Origin of the sequence: Minwuia sp., from assembly GCF_048263705.1 — a bacterium.
Taxonomy (GTDB): Bacteria; Pseudomonadota; Alphaproteobacteria; order Minwuiales; family Minwuiaceae; genus Minwuia.
Genome location: NZ_JBLXDV010000005.1, coordinates 245868 through 262841, shown reverse-complemented (window position 1 = coordinate 262841; position 16974 = coordinate 245868). Strand labels below are relative to the sequence as shown.

The window sequence follows — 16974 nt, the reverse complement described above, 5'->3', positions numbered from 1 at the left end:
CCCTCCCTGCTGACATTCTGCACGATTTATGGCATAGCTTGCCAAAATTCGTGTGCAATGGAGATAAGCTATGGCAACCATGAATGTCTCTCTACCGGACGAAATGCGTGAATGGGTCGAGCAGCAGGCGAAGAGCGGTCGCTACAGCAATGCCAGCGACTATGTCCGCGACCTGATCCGCCACGATCAGGACGCTCATGGCGCAGGCGGCTGGACCGAGGAAGAGATCTGGGCTGAACTCGAGCCTGCATTCGAAGACTTTGAGGCCGGCCGCTCGAAACCTGCGGAGGAAGTATTTGAGCGCCTCATCAACAAATATTCCGCCATGGCGCGCGAACGCGCATGATCGTTCGCCTGTCCCGCCGGGCTGAGCGCGATCTGGAAGAAATCACCGCTTACATTGCGGAGGATAATCCGGAACGGGCGGAATCGTTCGCGAGGGAATTGTATGGCCGTTGCCTGGCGCTGTCGGAATTTCCGGAGGCGTCGGCGGTCTGGAAGCGGTCACCCCAGCGGATCGTTCGGCGCGTTGTTCACGGCAACTACCTGATCTTCTATTCAGTGGAGAAGCGAACCGTCAGGATACAGCGTATCCTCCACGGTGCCCGCAACATCCGCCGCCTGCTTTGAGGTTTTGACATGACGACAGCCCACCTCAAGACCATCGAACAGCGGCTGCTCTGGCTGTCGCACTGGATGATCCACAATGCCAATCACCTGCGGTCGAAGGACGACGGACTGAAGGTGGGGGGGCATCAGGCCTCGTCGGCGTCGATGGTGTCGATGATGACCGCGTTGTATTTCTCGGCACTGCGCCCCGAGGACCGGGTGGCGGTGAAGCCGCACGCCTCACCGATCTTCCATGCGATGCAATATCTGATGGGCAACCAGACGCGCGAGAAGATGGAGAACTTCCGCGGCTTCGGCGGTGTGCAGTCCTATCCGTCGCGGACCAAGGACATCGACGATGTGGATTTCTCCACCGGCTCGGTCGGGCTGGGTGTCGCGATCACGGCCTTTGCTTCCATCATTCAGGATTACATTGCCGCCAAGACCTTTGCACCGGACAGGCCGATGGGCCGCATGGTGGCGCTGGTCGGCGACGCCGAGATGGACGAGGGCAACGTCTACGAATGCCTGCAGGAGGGCTGGAAGCACGGCCTGCGCAACTGCTGGTGGATCATCGACTACAACCGCCAGAGCCTCGACGGTGTCATCCGCGAGGGCCTGTGGGAGCGGATCGAGAAGATCTTCGATGCGTTCGGCTGGCGGGTCGTCCGCCTGCGCCACGGCGTCATCCAGGCAGCCGCTTTTGCCGAACCGGGCGGGGAACGCCTGAGGGACTGGATCGAGGACTGCCCGAACCAGCTCTATTCCGCGCTGACCTTTCAGGGCGGCAAGGCATGGCGCAAGCGGCTGATGGATGAGATCGGCGATCAGGGCGAGGTGACGGCCCTGCTGGACCGGCGGTCCGACGACGAACTGGCCGAGCTGATGGAGAACCTGGGCGGGCAGTGCGTCGAGACGCTGGCCGAAGCCTTCGCGGAAGCGGCGGACGACGACCGCCCAACCTGCTTTCTGGCCTACACCATCAAGGGCTGGGGCACGCCGCTGGCCGGCCACAAGGACAACCATGCTGGCCTGATGAACCCGACCCAGATGGCCGAGTTCCAGAAGAAGATGGGCGTGGCCCAAGGCGACGAATGGGAACCTTTTGCCACAGTCGAGGACCAAGGCGCGCTGAAGGCCTTTCTGGATGACGTCCCCTTCTTCTCGAAAGGCACACGCCGGTACACCGACCATGCCATCGATGTGCCGCGGCTCGATGCGCCGGGCGACAAGGCCGTCTCCACTCAGGCCGCCTTTGGCAAGATCATGGACGCCATCGCCAAATCGGACAGCGAGATGGCGTCGCGTGTCGTCACCACCGCGCCGGATGTGACCGTCTCGACCAACCTCGGTCCCTGGGTGAACCGCCGTCATCTGTTCGCGCGCGACAAGCTGGACGACACGTTCCAGGCGGAGCGGGTGCCTTCGGCGCAGAAATGGCGCTTCCGCCCGGACGGCCAGCACATCGAACTGGGTATTGCCGAGATGAACCTGTTCCTGCTGCTGGGCGCGGCGGGGCTGTCACACAGCCTGTTCGGGACGCGCCTGCTGCCGGTGGGCACGGTCTACGATCCGTTTGTGGCACGCGGGCTCGATGCGCTGAACTATGCCTGTTATCAGGATGCCCGCTTCATGATCGTCGGCACGCCGTCGGGCGTGTCTCTGGCGCCCGAGGGCGGGGCGCACCAGTCCATCGGTTCCCCGCTGATCGGCATGAGCCAGGATGGCGTGGCCGCCTTCGAACCCGCCTATGCCGACGAGCTGGCCGCCATCATGGAATGGTCCTTCGCCTACATGCAGCGTGACGGAGAGGGCGATCCGGACGAGCGCACCTGGCTGCGCGACGAGACCGGCGGTTCGGTCTATCTGCGCCTCTCGACGCGGACGCTGGAACAGCCCGCCGCCCGCTCGGACGAGGCCTTCCGGCAAGGCGTGATCGACGGGGCCTACTGGTGGCGTGAACCGGGCCCGAACTGCGAGGTCGTCATCGCCTATCAGGGCTGTGTCGCCCCGGAAGCCATTGAGGCCGCCGGCCGCATCGGCGGAAGCCGTCGCGACATCGGCGTCATGGCGATAACGTCCGCGGATCGCCTCATCGCTGGCTGGACCGCCGCCCAGCGCGCCCGCAAGCGGGGCGACCACAGCGCCGCCAGCCATATCGAACGGATGCTGCGCCCGCTGCCGCGCCACTGCACCATCGTCACCGTGATCGACGGCCACCCGGCCACGCTCGGCTGGCTCGGTTCTGTCGAAGGCCACAAGAGCATTCCCCTCGGCGTCGAGCACTTCGGCCAGACCGGCACCATCGACGATCTCTACAGGCACTTCGGCATCGACGCCGACACAATTGTCGATGCGGTCAGCGGTTTGACCGTGGGTCGGAAAGTGGCGGGGTGGTCGTAGCTCCCGCAGTGAATCCCCGAGGGTCACCCCCGCCTTGTGCGGGGACCGGCTTGTCCTGCGGCTGAGAGATCCCCGATCGGAAATATGGCACTTTCCGCCCCCGCACGGAGACGGGGGTGACAGGCCGTGCGGGTCCCTGATGCGGTACGAACCTACGCGTCCCCGTAATCAATCGGCGTCGTGTCCCAGCCTTCGGTGTGGCGCTGCCAGTAAGTTTCCTTCAGGCGCATCGAGACCGGGCCGGGACGGTCGTTGCCCTTGATGCGGCCGTCGATGCGGGCGCAGGGCATGACGCCGCCGGCGGTGGTGGCGGTGAAGATCTCGTCGGCCTCCAGCATTTCCTCGGGACGGATGGCGCGGATCTCGTTCGGGATGCCGAGCTGGTCGCAGATGTCCAGCACCGAGCGCCGGGTGATGCCTTCCAGCGATCCCCGGTCCGGGCTGACCACCGTGCCGTCGATGACCGCGAAGACGTTGAAGCCCGGCCCCTCGGTCACATAGCCGTCGATATCCAGCAGGATCGCCGTGTCCGCGCCCGCGTCATCGGCTTCGAACTGCGCGCGGATCAGGTCGCCCCAGTGATAGTTCTTGATGGTGGGGTCGACCGAGGCGGCGGGGATGCGCGGCACCTTCGAGATGATCAGGTGCGCCCCGCGTTCCTGCACGTCGGGCTTGATCACGTCGACCCAGGGTATCGCATAGCCGATGAAGCGGTTCTCGATCAGGTGCGGCTTGCGCGGCATGCCAGGGGTCGGGATACCGCGCGTGGTGATCATCGCAACATAGGAATCGCGCAGACCCGCACGCTTCACGCACTCGGTCAGGATTTCCGCCACCTCTTCCTGGCTGTAGGGGATCGACATGCGCAGCCCCTTCATCGAGGCCCAGAAGCGGTCCAGGTGGTGCTGCAGGCGGAAGAAGGCACCGTCCTTCACATGCACCACGTCGTAGGTCACGTCGGACTTGTTGAAGCCCCAGTCCAGCACGTTCACGCCAACCTCGGCGATGGGCTTGTAGATGCCGTCCTGAAAGCCGCAGCCATCGGACATGCTCCGATCGGTGACTTCATCACGGAAGGGTTTGACTTCGTTCATGGCGAACCTCCATTAGCGGGGCAGTATACGCTGTGCCTGCAGATCCTCGAACCATGCGATCATGGCATCCTCGCTGTCGAGACAGCCGGTAAATCCTGCCTGCTGCAGCTTGACGGTCGATAGGACGGTTGCGCTCGGTTTCTTGCCAAATCCCAGCACGAAGTCTGCAAACTGCCAGGATGCCCCGACCATCTCGGCGAGGTTCGAGGGGCGCAGATCGTGTTTCCGCACGATCTGCTGCCAGACCTCTTCCTTCTGCGGCATCGCTTCGGCCAGCGAGAACGGGCGGGGCGGTCCCAGTTCCATGCCGAAATGGTCGGCGATGGCGGGAAACAGGTTCTGCCAGATGACGATGTCGCCATTGGCGATGTTGAAATGCTGGTTCGCCGACGCCGACGGATTGTCCGCGGCCCATGCGAAAGCCTGAGCGATCAGGCGCGAATCCGACATCTGCTGGATGAAGGGCGGCCCGCCGGAAAAGGTCAGGGGCTTGCCTTCCTCGCGGCTGATCGCGGCAAAAGCCCCCATCGCGAACAGCATGTTGATCGGGCTGCCGGGTGAGAACCCGGTCACCAGATGCGGACGCCAGATGCTCCAGGTCCAGCCGTTGCCCGCCTGCTGCCGCTCTTTCAGATAGTCTTCCTGCAGCCAGTAGAAGTTGTCGTGGTCGTCGCGCGGCCAGCGTTCCTTGGCCGGACTGGCCAGAGGGTGGATGTGTACGCCATAGGCCTTGGCCCCCTGCATCAGCGAGACGTGCTTCAGGTCCGGTGCCGCAGGTTCCAGCGCGCCGAACAGGTTGCGCAGCATCTGATCGTTGGTCGCCATCTGCTCCGGATCGCGCCAGCCGCCGATCACGTCGTCCTTCTCGTAGAGCGCGGCGTAGACCAGATGGGTGACCGCGCCGAAGTGCTCCTGCGCCGTCGCCGCGCAGGCGTCCGCGTCCATCAGGTCAAGCGGGATGTGCGCGCCTTCGAAGGCGAAGTCCGGCACGCGCCGCGACAGGGCAACGACCTTCCAGTCCGGCAATGCCGAAAAATGCCGGACGGCGGCACCGCCGACGATGCCGCTCGCGCCTGCGATCAGAACCGTACCGCCCATCGCTCAGAGGTCTTCCGGCGGGTTCGGGCCGTCGTATTTTGTGCCCTGATCGCCGAGATGCGCCAGACGGAAGCCGATGGGGCGCTCCAGTTCCTCGACGCAGTGGCCGATCAGGCCGGCGGTACGGCACAGGATGGAAATGCCTTTCAATGCCGCAGGCGGAAAGTCGAGGTCCAGCAGGATCGCGGGCAGGGGACCGTTCAGGTTCATCACCATGGGGCGGCCATAGATCTCGTCGGCAACATCGGCGCAGGCGCGCAGGAAGGCGACATGCTCGCCCGCCGCGCCCCGCTCATCTGCCAGATCCAGAATACGCACCGCGCGCGGATCGACGGGCTTGTGGATCGGATGGCCGAAGCCGGGCAGGAATTTCCTGCTATCCCGCAGGCTTTGCACCATCTCGCGGGCGACGGCAGCACGGTCCTCGCCGGCCAGCACACGCTTCACACCTTCCGCCTGAAACTGCCCGGCGGTCTCCGCCGAGCCCAGGATGACGGAACCGCAGCCCAGAATGCCTGCCGCAACCGCACCCTGCATGGCGTCGGGACCGGCCTGCAGGGTCATGCGGGCGGCTTGCGCACTTGGCGTCAGGCCGTGCTCGGCCAGCGCCACCAGCAGCGCGTTCAGGAAGAACAACTGGTTCTCGGTCGGCATCTTCCCCGTCAGGTGCATGAAGAAGAAGCTGGAGAAATCCACCTTGCCCATCAGGTCGTCGCACAGATCATAGCCCCGGATGCGGATCGCGGTCCGGCTGGCCTTGGCGATGGCGGTTGCGCCCGCCCCCTTGTCACCCATCATGGTGCGATCCCCCTCAGGATTTCCAGCCGGCGGAAAAGCCCGCCGTCATGCCGCCGTCGACCACCAGATGATGCCCGTTGACCCAGCGCGGCTCGCCGTTGGCCAGCATCACCAGCGCTTCGGCGATGTCGTCGGCTTCCGCCGCGCGGCCTGTCATGCTGATCATGTTCTTCATGTTGTCCTCGCCCGCGAAGTGCGTGAAGTCGGGCAGCAGGGGCGTATCGACCGGGCCGGGACCGACATCGTTCACGCGGATGCCCCGCGTCAGCCCGCGACCCGCCAGCGCCATCGTGTAGACGACCACGGTTTCCTTGGAGAAGGTGTAGGGGTCGGTCCCGACGTCCGCGCCGTTCTTGTCCCACCAGGCAACGCCCTCCTCGAAGCTGCTGGTTGCCAGCAGGTCGCTGATCGCCGCACGGCGTTTCCGCCAGTTGTTGCCGGCGATGGACGACACACTCACTACGGTGCCGCCGTCGGCAATGTCGTCGAACAGCGCTTCCGTCAGCTTGCGCAAGCCGAAGACGTTGATCGCCATGCACTTGGCACCGCCCACCGATTCCGGCACGCCCGCCACATTCAGCAGCGACGAATACGGCCCCTTCAGCTTGCCCAGCAGATCGTCGATCGCCTTCGAATCGCCCAGGTCGCAGGTGTGGTGTTCGTGAACGGACTGTTTCGGTTCCTTGATGTCGACTGAGATGACCTTGTTGCCGGCGTCGAGCAGGCGCTTGGCCGTCGCGTCGCCGATACCGCTCGCCGAGCCGGTCAGCAGAACCGGATATTGCATCGCCATCGTCTTTTCCTCCCCAGGTGCATGACGTCTGCCGCAAGGGTAGGGGATTGGCTCAGCCGGTGGAAGCTTCCGCGTATACCACCAGGCGCATGGGCCCCTGTGCCTGCGCGTCCAGCGGCCAGCAGGTCGTCAGCGCGAGACGCGGCGGTCCGCCAGGATCCAGCGGATAGCGCCATATGCGGCTGTCGACCACTTCCGCGTGGGTGATCCGGTAGCTACGGTCCGGATGGGCGGGACGTTCGACGATCACTTCCGTGCCGGGGCCGAGTTCGCCGAGAAAGGCGAGGTGGGAATCGCGATGTCCGCCAATGGCGCTGAGGCCGGGGTTGCCGGGCAGGGTGCTGCCCGCCACATGGCCCGGCCCCCAGGCCATGGCCTTTCCGGAGGCGCTGTCGAGAACGACCACCGTCCGTTCCAGCGACGGTACCCTGAGACGGGCCACCGGTCTGACATCCGCACCGGGCCACGGTTCGGAAAGGCCGTCCGCGTAGGCCCGGTCCAGCAGAACCTGCCCCAGTTCGGCTTTCGCAACCATGAAGACGCCATCACCTGCGATGATGGCGCCGCCCAGGGCCGCTGCGACGAGAGCGGATCGCAGCGGCCAGCGGCTCCGGTTTCGCCGGGTCATGCGGCGGTCCCGGAACGGTCGGAGGGTACGGAACGGGAGCGCGTGGCAAGCCAGCCGACCAGAGCGCCAAGCATCAGCAGGAAGCCGGCGATCAACTGGCTCATCCAGTTCAATGCCCCCTGCGGCGGTGCGGGCGCGGCCTCGGCGGCGGGCGCACTTGTCTTCAGCGCGGCCGCCACATCGGCCGACAATGCCGCACGCTTCATCATCGGTGCGGGCGCGGGTGCGACCGGATCCATGAACACGTCCGGGTTCCAGCCCTTCGGCAGGTTCAGGGCGACGTCGGTCGATACCGTGTCCGCGCCGACGGGACGGCTGGGCTCTGCCTCGACCGCCACCAGCGAGGTGAGACGGCTGACCAGTTCATGCGTCAGCGCCAGTTCCAGGATCTGGGCATCCAGCTTGTCCTGCCCCATCTCCCAGCCGATCTGGCTGTTGTGCAGACCTTCCAGACTGCGGATGCGCTTGCGCGCCCAGAGCTTTGCCACACCGTCGCGCCCGGCGGCCTTCGCCAGATCCATGCGCCAGCTGTAGGCCCCGCCCTGACGGTTCGCGGACAGTTCGATCTCGCCCGTGGTGCCCGCCGGTGCATGGAAGGCGAAGATCACGGGGTCGCCTGCATAAAGGTCCGGCAGGGGATCGGGGGAGACGTCGGCGGATCCGCCCGGCAGACCGGCGGTCACATCCGTCAGCACCGGATTTTCGAGCTTCTGGAACAGACCGTCCATCTGCACGGCCACCCTGGCCAGATCGTCGATATAGACCGTGCTGCCACGCCCCAGTTCCGCTGCGCGCGTCATGAAATAGCTGTTGGGCGCGGAGCCGATCCCGACCGTGAAGAGCCGCGAACGCCCAAGCGACTGACCGATCTCCGTCAGCATCTGGGCCTCGTTGCCGACGGCACCGTCGGTCAGGAACACGATCTGGCGCAACTGACCGTCCTGGTTCCATGTGTCGATCAGTGCCGCCTTCAGCGCGGGCAGCATCTCCGTGCCGCCATCGGCTTCCAGGCCCTCGATCCGGGACAGGGCGCGCCGGATGTTGGCTGCGCTCGCCGGGATGGGCCGGTCCGCGAACGTCCAGTACTGATCGTTGAAAAGAATGATGTTGAAGCTGTCGGCAGGCGTCAGCCGGTTCAGGGCGAGCGCCAGGCCTTCGCGGGCCTGGCGGATGGATTCGCCGCTCATGGACCCGGAAACATCCTGCACGAAGATCACCTGCCGGGGGCCGGTGGACTGGACATTCTCGGGCTCCGGCGGCGTCAGCATCGCCAGATAATAGTCACGGTCACCGACGGTCTGCCGGAACAGGGCAGCATGCGGCATGGCACCGATGGCCGATGTCCAGCGCAGCACGAAGTCGCGATCCGCAGGCGCAGGGCCGCTCAGGCTGATTGCAGCCGAGGTGTCGTCCGGCCGGGTGACCGTGACATCGTGATGGCGGCTGTCGACCAGATCCAGCGGGAAGCCTGCCGCAAGATCGATATTGATGGCGACGGGATTGTGGATTTCTCCCGGTGCCTGCGTGCGCGGATCGACCAGCGGCGACTCGATGTCTTCGCGATCGGGTACCGGATCGTTCACCGCCCAGCCGTTCGGCCCGAAATCGACGGTCTGGACGACGGGACGCGGGTTGTAGCGCGGGGCCACGACCAGCGGCAGGCGCATCTCGTAAGCCCCGTCCTGCGGCTGCAGGGTCTGCAGCCAGGTGATCTGGACGACGATGACTTCTCCGGGACCGATGTTGGCGACGTCATTGGTGAACAGGTTCGGGCGGTGCTGTTCGATCAGCGCCGCCTTCTTGCCGTCGTTCTTCGCCTGCTCGTAAATTTCGCGCGCTTTCTGCCGCTCCTTGATCAGACCTTCGATGAACCGGTCGCCGATGCGCATCTTCAGGCCATCCACGGCGGCCTCGTCGGGCAGGGGAAAGGCGTAGCGGCCCTCGACCCACTGATCCGACGGGTTCAGGAAACGCTGGCTCAGGGTGGCCCGTGCGATCGGTCCCGAAATGTCGATGTCGAACGTGCTGCTGACAAGCGGCGCTTGAACGTACTTGCCCGGCTTGTCGGTCTTCAGCAGCAGGTTGCCCGTGCCCACGTCATCCAGTGTGACCAGCCTGCCGTTGCTGCCTGAGTTGGCGAATGCCGCCGGAGCGATGGTCATCACCACCAGCACCTGCATTGCGATCCTGAAAATCTGCCGTCTCATCTGCCCGCCTCCTTCTCTTGGGTGATGGCGGTATCAGAGCGGGGCAATGAGGCGTCAGCTTGCCGAAATGTGGCAGCCCGGCGGTGTTGTCAGGGCACGGGTGCCACATTGGGGCGGCCCGGCTGCGCGGGGTCCACGACCGTCGCGCGATACGCTGATTTCGGATCGGCCAGGAACCGATTGTTCTGTTCTCTCAACTGCGCGGCGGCGTCGTCATACAGGAATGGCAGGAAGGCGAAGCGCTGGCCTCGCGTGACCGGAGACACCCTGTGCAGCAGCGAGCACGAGAATATCAGCGCACCGCCCGGCGGCGGCTTGAAACCGCGGGGTCCATATTCGGGAAAGCCGACCTCGCCGCCGTCGAAATCGGCATTCAGGTTGATCGAGACGGCGAACCGGCGATGCGCGGTGCCGCTTGTGGTGTTGTCGCGATGCGCGCGGAAGTGACCGCCGTCCTCGCCGGAATAGCAGGCGACGATGTAGCGTTCCATCCGGGTCACGTTGAACTGATGGATCTTGCGGATCTCGGGCACGATGCGCCGGCTGACGCGTGCCTGTGCCATGCGGATGACGGTGTCATCCTTTATCACGTGATCGCGCCGGCGCTTGTGGCTGTTGTCATAGACGGGGACCGTCTTGCCATCCTTCTCGCGCATGAAGCCCGATTCCTCGCCGCCGTCGGTTTCATAGAGATCGATCAGCCGCTGGCAGAAAGCCGGTTCGAATACATTCGGCAGGATCAGGATCGGGGCCTGCAGTTCAAAACCGGCAAACCGGTCGGCAGGTGGCAGGGCGTCGAGACAGGCCGTCACCTCTTCGATGTCGGACCGGTCCGGCCGGAACGGAATGACGTGCGTGACCCGCAACGTTGGATCCAGCACGACCCACATGCGGCGCATGACGGTGGTTGCCGCATGGTCCCGGGGGACCGCTCCGTAGGCCCTGGCGATCGTGCCGTCGAAATCCCAGAAATAGCGGTATCCGGGATAGCTGTCGGCGACGCGTTTCTGCGTCTCATCGGAGGGGTCGTTGCTCACGCCGAAGAACGATCCCCGGACATCGTCGAAGAATTCCTTCCGGGCACGGACGGCGGCAATGGCGGCGGCACTGTGGGGATCGGACGCCGATCCGAAGAAGCACAGAACGATGTAGCGGCCCGCCGCCGTATCGAAGGCATAGCGCGCGTTGGCATACGACCGCTGATGAAACCACGGCGCCGGATCGCCGGGCATGAGCGTGACCTGATTCGTCATATGCGGAAGCTCGGCACGGTTCGGATTGCTCTCAAGATAAAGACCTGTCTGTGCAGGCGATCTGAGGTCCGGAGAAGCGAAATTGCAAGAGCATTGTCGGTGCCCGACACCTGCATGTCCGGCAGGGCGGGACACCGGCACGCCTGGGCGGGTTGCAGGGGGTCGGGACGGCATCTACGGTGCGGCCTGCATCGAGAGGGGGATGAGACATGAAACAGGCGGCTTTCTGGTATTACGACGTCGTATCGCCCTACGCCTATCTGCAGCTGAAGCGTTTCAGCGAACTGGAGGACCGGCTGGAAGTCACGCCGGTACCGGTGCTGTTCGCAGGCCTGCTGGGTGCTTGGGGTCAGCTCGGACCCGCCGAAATTCCCGCCAAGCGCGTACAGACCTACCGCTATGCGCACTGGCTTGCGACGCGGCGCGGACTGCCGTTTCGTGCGCCGCCGCGCCACCCCTTCAACCCGCTGGCGATACTGCGCATGGCCATTGCGGCAGGCAGCACCGTGGCAGTCACGCATGCGGTCTTCGACCATGTGTGGGGCAGGGGCGAGGACGGAGAGGATCCGAAGGGCCTCGAACGGCTGGCGGTCCTGCTGGGCATCGGGGATGTCGCGGAAACCGTCAACGATCCGGCGATCAAGGACCGGTTGCGCGGGAATACCGATGATGCAGTCGCGGCAGGTGTCTATGGGGTGCCGACGTTCCGTATCGGCGAGAGCCTGTTCTGGGGCGATGACCTGACGGACATGATGATCGACTGGCTTGACGATCCGGACATGCTCGACGCCGGAGAATACCGGCGGCTTGGTGCGCTGCCGACGGCTTCCGTCAGGCAGCAGAGCCGCCTCGTGAAATGAGAAACCCCGCCGGACGGATCCGGCGGGGCCTCGTTGTTGCGTCGAACCTGCGACAGGCTGTTATGCAGCTTTCGGCAGGCTCTTCTGGTTGCCGTTGATCGCGATCTGCCGCGGCTTCTCGGCCTCGGGGATCTCATTGACCAGATCGACGTTCAGCAGCCCGTTCACCAGTTCCGCGCCCGTGACCTTGACCGTATCGGCCAGATGGAAGCGGCGGGTGAAGGCGCGACGCGCGATACCGCGATGCAGGACGGCAGGCTGTTCGTCCTCGGACGACGCCTCTTCGACCGTGGCCTTGCCCGAGATGGTCAGGGTGCGGCCTTCCTGCGTGATGTCGATATCGCCTTCGTCGTAACCGGCGACCGCCAGGGTGATGCGGTAGTTGTCTTCACCGAACCTGACGATGTCATAGGCCGGAAAGGCCGGCCCGTCGTTGGCGTTGTTGAACGCGCCATCGAACAGGCGGTCGAAGCGGTCGAAGCCGACGGAGTTGCGGAAGAGGGGGGAAAGATCAAAAGTGCGCATGTCACATCCTCCTTGGAAGCAATGCTTATGTTGCCGATCCCGGGACCTTTGGGTCCGCGAAATCTTCTTCGCTGATCCGCTCGCCCGGAAGGCCGGCGCAAGCGGGGTTGAACAGCGACGCCCAGATGGGCCGCCGCTGAGCAATAATTTGGGAATTGCCAGAAACGGTTCAAGAGGCTGATCGAGCGGAAACTTGCACAAAAAAACCCGCCGATGCTGCCACCGGCGGGTTTTCCTGATTGATCCGATACGGGCCGGAAAGCAGCGTGCTAGATGCCCAGGTTGGCGTAGCGCTGCTTGAACTTGGCGACCTGGCCTTTTTCCATGATGCGCTGCGTGCCGCCGGTCCAGGCACCGTGGCTGGACGGATCGATATCCAGAACCATCGTGTCGCCTTCCTTGCCCCAGGTCGAACGGGTCTGGTAGGTCTCGCCGTTGGTCAGCTGTACCGTGATTTCGTGATAGTCGGGATGGATATCGGGCTTCATGGCATCGTCCGCTTTTCGTCTGCTGTGGGCTGCGCGCGGATTCGTGGATCGCCGCAGCACTGTTGTCCGGAAGCCGGGCTTATACATAAGCGGGGGGCAAGGGGCAAGCGCAGCGTTTCATGCCTGCGGGCTTTTGCTTGAACCCCCGGTTTGCGTCGCTATGATCCGCCCGCGCCGAGGTGATTTCGATCCCTCTGTGCCCCGGTGGCGAAATTGGTAGACGCGACAGACTCAAAATCTGTTTCTGGCAACAGAGTGCCCGTTCGAGTCGGGCCCGGGGCACCAGAACGCCTGCAGCTGCGGTTGACGCCGGACGGCATTGGACAGGGGCGCACCATTCGCCTGTCTATTATGAACAACGTCCCCCTCACATTTCCGCGCCAATAGTCTATCATGGCGCGAATTTCCTGATCCATGGGGCAGAGTCATGAACGACATCGGCAATTCACCGTCCGCACGCGACATCGAGAATGTCATCCATTCCTACACCAACCTGGACATGCACAAGTCCAAGGGCCCCATGATCATCGAAAAGGGCAAGGGCGTTCACGTCTTTGATGACGAGGGCAAGGAATATATCGAGGGCATGGCCGGCCTCTGGTGTGCCTCGTTCGGGTTCGGTGAGGAAGAACTGATCGACGCTGCCGTCGAGCAGATGCGCAAGCTGCCCTTCTATCATCAGTTCGGTCACAAGAGCTCGATGCCCCAGATCGACCTGGCCGAGAAACTGGTCGAGATGGCCCCGAACGGTCTGTCCAAGGTGTTCTTCGCCAACTCCGGTTCGGAAGCCAACGACAGCCAGTTGAAGCTGCAGTGGTACGTGAACAATGCGCTGGGTCGTCCGAAGAAGAAGAAGGTGCTGGCGCGGATCAAGGGCTATCACGGCGTCACCATCGCCGCGGCATCGCTGACCGGCCTGCCCGCCAACCATGCCGAATTCGACCTGCCCATCGCCAATGTCGGCCACGTGGACATGGCCTATCCCTATCGCGGGATGGAGACCGGGGAGACCGAAGAGGAATATGCGTCGCGTCTGGCCTTCCAGCTTGAAGAACGCATTCTTGCCGAGGGGCCTGACACCATCGCGGCATTCATCGCCGAGCCGGTCTGCGGAGCGGGCGGCGTGCTGGTGCCGCCGGCGGGATATTTCCCCAAGATGCAGGCGGTGCTGAAGAAGTACGACATCATGATGATCGCCGACGAGGTGATCTGCGGCTTCGGGCGGACAGGCAACATGTGGGGCTGCGAGACCTTCGATATCCAGCCGGATTCGCTGACCTGCGCCAAGCAGCTCTCCAGCGCCTACATGCCGATCTCCGCCGTCATCGTGAACGACACGATCCATGATGCGATGGTCGAGCAGTCCAAGAAGGTCGGCACCTTCGCGCACGGCTTCACCTATTCGGCGCATCCGGTCTGCGCGGCGGTCGCGCTGAAGACCATGCAGTTGATGGAAGAGCGCAAGATCCTGGAACATGTCCGCGAGATTTCGCCGGTCATGCAGGCCCGTCTCCAGAAACTGGCCGATCACCCGCTGGTCGGCAATGTCCGCGGTGTCGGTCTGGTCGGTGCTGTCGAACTGGTTGCCGAGAAATCCTCGAAGAAAGCCTTCAATCCCAAGCAGATGGTCGGTGCGCACTGCGCCGAATTCGCGCTGGATCACGGCCTGATCACGCGCGCCATGGGCGACAGCCTGGGCTTCTGCCCGCCGCTGATCATCACCGAGGAAGAGATCCACGTGATGTTCGACCGCTTCGAGAAGGCGCTGGACAACACCGAGCACTGGGTCGCCAAGGAAAACCATCGCGAGAACGCCTGATCGGACTGCCTGAATGACCACCGGCCTGTCGTTCGATGCCGAGGCGATCGCGGACGGTATCGCGCGATGGGCGGCGGTCGAAAGCCCCAGCTTCGACCCCGCCGGCGTGAACCGGATGATGGACCTGGCCGAGGCTGAAATGCGCGCGCTGGGTGCCAACGTCGAGCGCGTCCCCGGCACCGAAGGATATGGCGACGCGGTGCGGGCGCGGCTGGATTTCGGACATGCCGATGACCGGCCGGGCATTCTGGTGCTCGGGCATCTGGATACGGTGCATCTGGTGGGCACGCTGGATGACACGCTGCCCATCCGCCGCGACGGCGACCGGCTTTTCGGCCCCGGTGTGCTGGACATGAAGGGCGGGATGTATCTTGCCTGTCACGCGGTCCGGAAGCTTCTCGAATACCGTGAGCGTCTGAACCTGCCGCTGACCTTCCTGTTCATTCCCGACGAGGAAATCGGCAGCCCCTCCACGCGGGCGCTGATCGAGGAAACCGCGCGCGCCAACCGCTACGTGCTGGTGCCCGAACCCGGCAAGCCCGCGCACTTCGTCAGCGGCCGCCATGCCTTTCTGCGTTACAAGCTTCACTGTTACGGGCAGCCCGCGCACGCCGGCGTTGCCGTGGGGGTGGGCCGCAGCTCGATCAGCGTCATGGCACGCCTGATCGCCCAGGTGGAATCCTGGTCCGATGTCGACCGTGAGATGACCTTTCGTGTCGGCACGATCACGGGCGGGACGTTCGTCAATGTGATCCCGACCGAATGTCATGCCGAGGTGCTGTGCGTGGCGCCCGACATGGATGCTTTTGCCGAGGTTCAGCAACGCATGTCATCGATTGTCAGCCCGGACCCGGATGTGCGCGTCGAGGTCGAGGCCGGACCCGTGCGGCCCCTGTTCCAGCCGCAGCAGGCGACCCTCGAACTGCTGGAGGTCGCGCAGCGGATTGCCCGCGATGTCGGTCTTGAACTGGGGCATGCCCAGTTCGGCGGCGGCAGCGACGGCAATTTCACCGGGGCGCTGGGCATTCCGACACTGGACGGGCTGGGCGTCGAGGGTACGGGCGTTCATACCAAGCAGGAGCATCTGCTCGTTTCCTCGCTTGTGCCGCGCGCCCGGCTGTTTTCGGGGCTCGTTGCCGCACTGTCGGATCGCAACGCCTGACCGGCCGGTCACGGCGTCAACAGATCGTGCGCCTTTCGACAAGCCGTTGGACGGACACGGACGAGGGCGCGCGCTATCGTTTCACCGCACCTTGGCAGTCAGGAGATACAGATGATCGTCGGCACTCCGAAGGAGATCAAGAACCATGAGTATCGCGTCGGTCTGACACCCGAAAGCGCTGCGGAACTGGATCGGCATGGCCACGCGGTTCTGATCGAGACCGGTGCCGGTGATGGCATTGATGCCAGCGATGACGATTATCGTGCCGCAGGTGCTGAAATCGTGGCTACCGCCGCCGAAATCTTCGAACGCGCCGAGATGGTGGTGAAGGTCAAGGAGCCCCAGTCCGGCGAACGCGCAATGCTGCGCGACGGGCAGATCCTGTTCACCTACCTGCATCTGGCCCCGGACCCCGAACAGACCGCCGATCTGGTGAAATCCGGGGCGGTCTGCATTGCCTATGAAACGGTCACGGGCCGGGACGGGGGCTTGCCGCTGCTGAAGCCGATGAGCCAGGTCGCTGGGCGCATGTCCATTCAGGCCGGCGCGACGGCATTGGAAAAATCCCATGGGGGACGCGGCGTCCTGCTGGGTGGCGTCCCCGGCGTCATGCCGGGCAAGGTCGCGGTGATCGGCGGCGGTGTCGTCGGTTTCAACGCGGCGCAGATGGCCGTGGGGCTGGGCGCGGACGTCACCATTCTGGACCGCAGTCCTGAGGTTCTGGAGAAGTTGGGCGTCTACTTCGAATCCCGTGCCAAGACGCGCTTTTCCAACCATGCCAACCTGGCTGCCAGCGTCGCGGAAGCCGATCTGGTCATCGGCGCGGTGCTGATCCCCGGCGCGGCCGCGCCGAAACTGGTCGACCGCGCGATGCTGAAAAGCATGAAGCGGGGCTCGGTGCTGGTGGATGTGGCGATCGATCAGGGCGGCTGTTTTGAAACGTCGAAGGCGACGACGCATGCCGAGCCGACCTATGTGGTCGATGAGGTCGTCCATTACTGCGTCGCCAACATGCCCGGCGGCGTGGCGCGGACATCGACCTATGCCCTGAACAATGTGACCCTGCCCCATGCGCTCAGGATCGCGGATCATGGCTGGAAGGGCGCGCTGGCGGCGGATCCGCACCTGATGGAGGGGCTGAACGTCTGCGCCGGGAAGGTCACCTGCGCACCCGTCGCGCGCGATCTGGGCTACGACTATGTGCCCGCAGCCAGCATGCTCTGAGGGAGGTTCGAGC

At 64.3% G+C, this 16974-nt stretch carries 16 protein-coding genes and 1 tRNA gene; 8 read left to right on the top strand and 9 right to left on the bottom strand.

Annotation, left to right across the window (positions count from 1 at the left end):
- Positions 1-70 precede the first annotated feature (70 nt).
- The 3 genes from ACN0X7_RS09840 to ACN0X7_RS09830 are packed head-to-tail and all read left to right on the top strand — an operon-like array spanning position 71 to position 3012.
- Positions 71-346, top strand: a complete 276-nt coding sequence (locus tag ACN0X7_RS09840; RefSeq protein WP_417516646.1) for a type II toxin-antitoxin system ParD family antitoxin — start codon at positions 71-73, stop codon at positions 344-346.
- Positions 343-630 (top strand): type II toxin-antitoxin system RelE/ParE family toxin, encoded by a 288-nt coding sequence (locus tag ACN0X7_RS09835; protein ID WP_417516644.1) that lies wholly within the window; start codon positions 343-345, stop codon positions 628-630. Before ACN0X7_RS09840 ends, ACN0X7_RS09835 begins: the two co-directional genes overlap by 4 nt.
- A gap of 9 nt (positions 631-639) precedes the next feature.
- The gene (locus tag ACN0X7_RS09830; protein ID WP_417516642.1) at positions 640-3012 is read left to right on the top strand and encodes a transketolase; all 2373 of its coding nucleotides are present in this window, start codon (positions 640-642) and stop codon (positions 3010-3012) included.
- Positions 3013-3164: 152 nt separating this feature from the next.
- Here ACN0X7_RS09830 and ACN0X7_RS09825 read toward each other — a convergent pair whose 3' ends face one another.
- The 7 genes from ACN0X7_RS09825 to ACN0X7_RS09795 all read right to left on the bottom strand — a co-directional run bounded on the left by ACN0X7_RS09825 (position 3165) and on the right by ACN0X7_RS09795 (position 10883).
- Positions 3165-4106, bottom strand: coding sequence for an aminotransferase class IV (locus ACN0X7_RS09825; RefSeq protein ID WP_417516640.1), 942 nt, complete (start codon positions 4104-4106; stop codon positions 3165-3167).
- Positions 4107-4118: 12 nt separating this feature from the next.
- Entirely contained in the window at positions 4119-5204 is a 1086-nt protein-coding gene (locus ACN0X7_RS09820) for an SDR family oxidoreductase (protein ID WP_417516638.1), read from the bottom strand.
- 3 nt (positions 5205-5207) lie between these two features.
- Positions 5208-6002 carry a citryl-CoA lyase gene (locus ACN0X7_RS09815; RefSeq protein WP_417516636.1) on the bottom strand — a complete coding sequence of 265 codons (795 nt, stop codon included), beginning with the start codon at positions 6000-6002 and terminating at the stop codon, positions 5208-5210.
- A 13-nt stretch (positions 6003-6015) separates the two neighbouring features.
- Positions 6016-6795, bottom strand: a complete 780-nt coding sequence (locus ACN0X7_RS09810) for a coniferyl-alcohol dehydrogenase (protein ID WP_417516634.1) — start codon at positions 6793-6795, stop codon at positions 6016-6018.
- 52 nt (positions 6796-6847) lie between these two features.
- Positions 6848-7423 carry a class D sortase gene (locus tag ACN0X7_RS09805; protein WP_417516632.1) on the bottom strand — a complete coding sequence of 192 codons (576 nt, stop codon included), beginning with the start codon at positions 7421-7423 and terminating at the stop codon, positions 6848-6850.
- Complete coding sequence (locus ACN0X7_RS09800; RefSeq protein ID WP_417516630.1) at positions 7420-9630, bottom strand: marine proteobacterial sortase target protein; 2211 nt, start codon at positions 9628-9630, stop codon at positions 7420-7422. Before ACN0X7_RS09800 ends, ACN0X7_RS09805 begins: the two co-directional genes overlap by 4 nt.
- A gap of 89 nt (positions 9631-9719) precedes the next feature.
- On the bottom strand, positions 9720-10883 hold the full coding sequence (locus tag ACN0X7_RS09795) for a 2OG-Fe(II) oxygenase (protein WP_417516628.1): 1164 nt from the start codon (positions 10881-10883) through the stop codon (positions 9720-9722).
- Between the two features lie 209 nt (positions 10884-11092).
- Between ACN0X7_RS09795 and ACN0X7_RS09790 the strand changes: the two genes are divergently transcribed.
- Complete coding sequence (locus ACN0X7_RS09790; protein ID WP_417516626.1) at positions 11093-11743, top strand: 2-hydroxychromene-2-carboxylate isomerase; 651 nt, start codon at positions 11093-11095, stop codon at positions 11741-11743.
- 60 nt (positions 11744-11803) lie between these two features.
- Here ACN0X7_RS09790 and ACN0X7_RS09785 read toward each other — a convergent pair whose 3' ends face one another.
- Together ACN0X7_RS09785 and rpmE are read right to left on the bottom strand one after the other, a co-directional pair.
- Positions 11804-12268, bottom strand: coding sequence for an Hsp20 family protein (locus ACN0X7_RS09785; RefSeq protein WP_417516624.1), 465 nt, complete (start codon positions 12266-12268; stop codon positions 11804-11806).
- Between the two features lie 269 nt (positions 12269-12537).
- Entirely contained in the window at positions 12538-12756 is a 219-nt protein-coding gene (gene rpmE, locus ACN0X7_RS09780; RefSeq protein WP_417516622.1) for a 50S ribosomal protein L31, read from the bottom strand.
- 198 nt (positions 12757-12954) lie between these two features.
- Here rpmE and ACN0X7_RS09775 point away from each other — a divergent pair.
- From ACN0X7_RS09775 to ald, 4 genes are all read left to right on the top strand, one after another.
- Positions 12955-13041, top strand: a tRNA-Leu gene (locus tag ACN0X7_RS09775).
- A 142-nt stretch (positions 13042-13183) separates the two neighbouring features.
- The gene (locus ACN0X7_RS09770; RefSeq protein ID WP_417516620.1) at positions 13184-14575 is read left to right on the top strand and encodes an aspartate aminotransferase family protein; all 1392 of its coding nucleotides are present in this window, start codon (positions 13184-13186) and stop codon (positions 14573-14575) included.
- Positions 14576-14588: 13 nt separating this feature from the next.
- Complete coding sequence (locus ACN0X7_RS09765) at positions 14589-15737, top strand: M20/M25/M40 family metallo-hydrolase (protein WP_417516618.1); 1149 nt, start codon at positions 14589-14591, stop codon at positions 15735-15737.
- Between the two features lie 111 nt (positions 15738-15848).
- A complete protein-coding gene (ald, locus tag ACN0X7_RS09760; protein ID WP_417516616.1) occupies positions 15849-16961 on the top strand; it encodes an alanine dehydrogenase in 1113 nt (370 codons plus the stop codon).
- Positions 16962-16974: the final 13 nt, after the last annotated feature.

Excerpts from the sequence above, each read along its gene's own strand:
- ACN0X7_RS09840 (WP_417516646.1), top strand. The coding sequence starts at position 71 with ATGGCAACCATGAATGTCTCTCTACCGGACGAAATGCGTGAATGGGTC.
- ACN0X7_RS09835 (WP_417516644.1), top strand. The coding sequence starts at position 343 with ATGATCGTTCGCCTGTCCCGCCGGGCTGAGCGCGATCTGGAAGAAATC.
- ACN0X7_RS09830 (WP_417516642.1), top strand. The coding sequence starts at position 640 with ATGACGACAGCCCACCTCAAGACCATCGAACAGCGGCTGCTCTGGCTG.
- ACN0X7_RS09825 (WP_417516640.1), bottom strand. The coding sequence starts at position 4,106 with ATGAACGAAGTCAAACCCTTCCGTGATGAAGTCACCGATCGGAGCATG.
- ACN0X7_RS09820 (WP_417516638.1), bottom strand. The coding sequence starts at position 5,204 with ATGGGCGGTACGGTTCTGATCGCAGGCGCGAGCGGCATCGTCGGCGGT.
- ACN0X7_RS09815 (WP_417516636.1), bottom strand. The coding sequence starts at position 6,002 with ATGATGGGTGACAAGGGGGCGGGCGCAACCGCCATCGCCAAGGCCAGC.
- ACN0X7_RS09810 (WP_417516634.1), bottom strand. The coding sequence starts at position 6,795 with ATGGCGATGCAATATCCGGTTCTGCTGACCGGCTCGGCGAGCGGTATC.
- ACN0X7_RS09805 (WP_417516632.1), bottom strand. The coding sequence starts at position 7,423 with ATGACCCGGCGAAACCGGAGCCGCTGGCCGCTGCGATCCGCTCTCGTC.
- ACN0X7_RS09800 (WP_417516630.1), bottom strand. The coding sequence starts at position 9,630 with ATGAGACGGCAGATTTTCAGGATCGCAATGCAGGTGCTGGTGGTGATG.
- ACN0X7_RS09795 (WP_417516628.1), bottom strand. The coding sequence starts at position 10,883 with ATGACGAATCAGGTCACGCTCATGCCCGGCGATCCGGCGCCGTGGTTT.
- ACN0X7_RS09790 (WP_417516626.1), top strand. The coding sequence starts at position 11,093 with ATGAAACAGGCGGCTTTCTGGTATTACGACGTCGTATCGCCCTACGCC.
- ACN0X7_RS09785 (WP_417516624.1), bottom strand. The coding sequence starts at position 12,268 with ATGCGCACTTTTGATCTTTCCCCCCTCTTCCGCAACTCCGTCGGCTTC.
- rpmE (WP_417516622.1), bottom strand. The coding sequence starts at position 12,756 with ATGAAGCCCGATATCCATCCCGACTATCACGAAATCACGGTACAGCTG.
- ACN0X7_RS09770 (WP_417516620.1), top strand. The coding sequence starts at position 13,184 with ATGAACGACATCGGCAATTCACCGTCCGCACGCGACATCGAGAATGTC.
- ACN0X7_RS09765 (WP_417516618.1), top strand. The coding sequence starts at position 14,589 with ATGACCACCGGCCTGTCGTTCGATGCCGAGGCGATCGCGGACGGTATC.
- ald (WP_417516616.1), top strand. The coding sequence starts at position 15,849 with ATGATCGTCGGCACTCCGAAGGAGATCAAGAACCATGAGTATCGCGTC.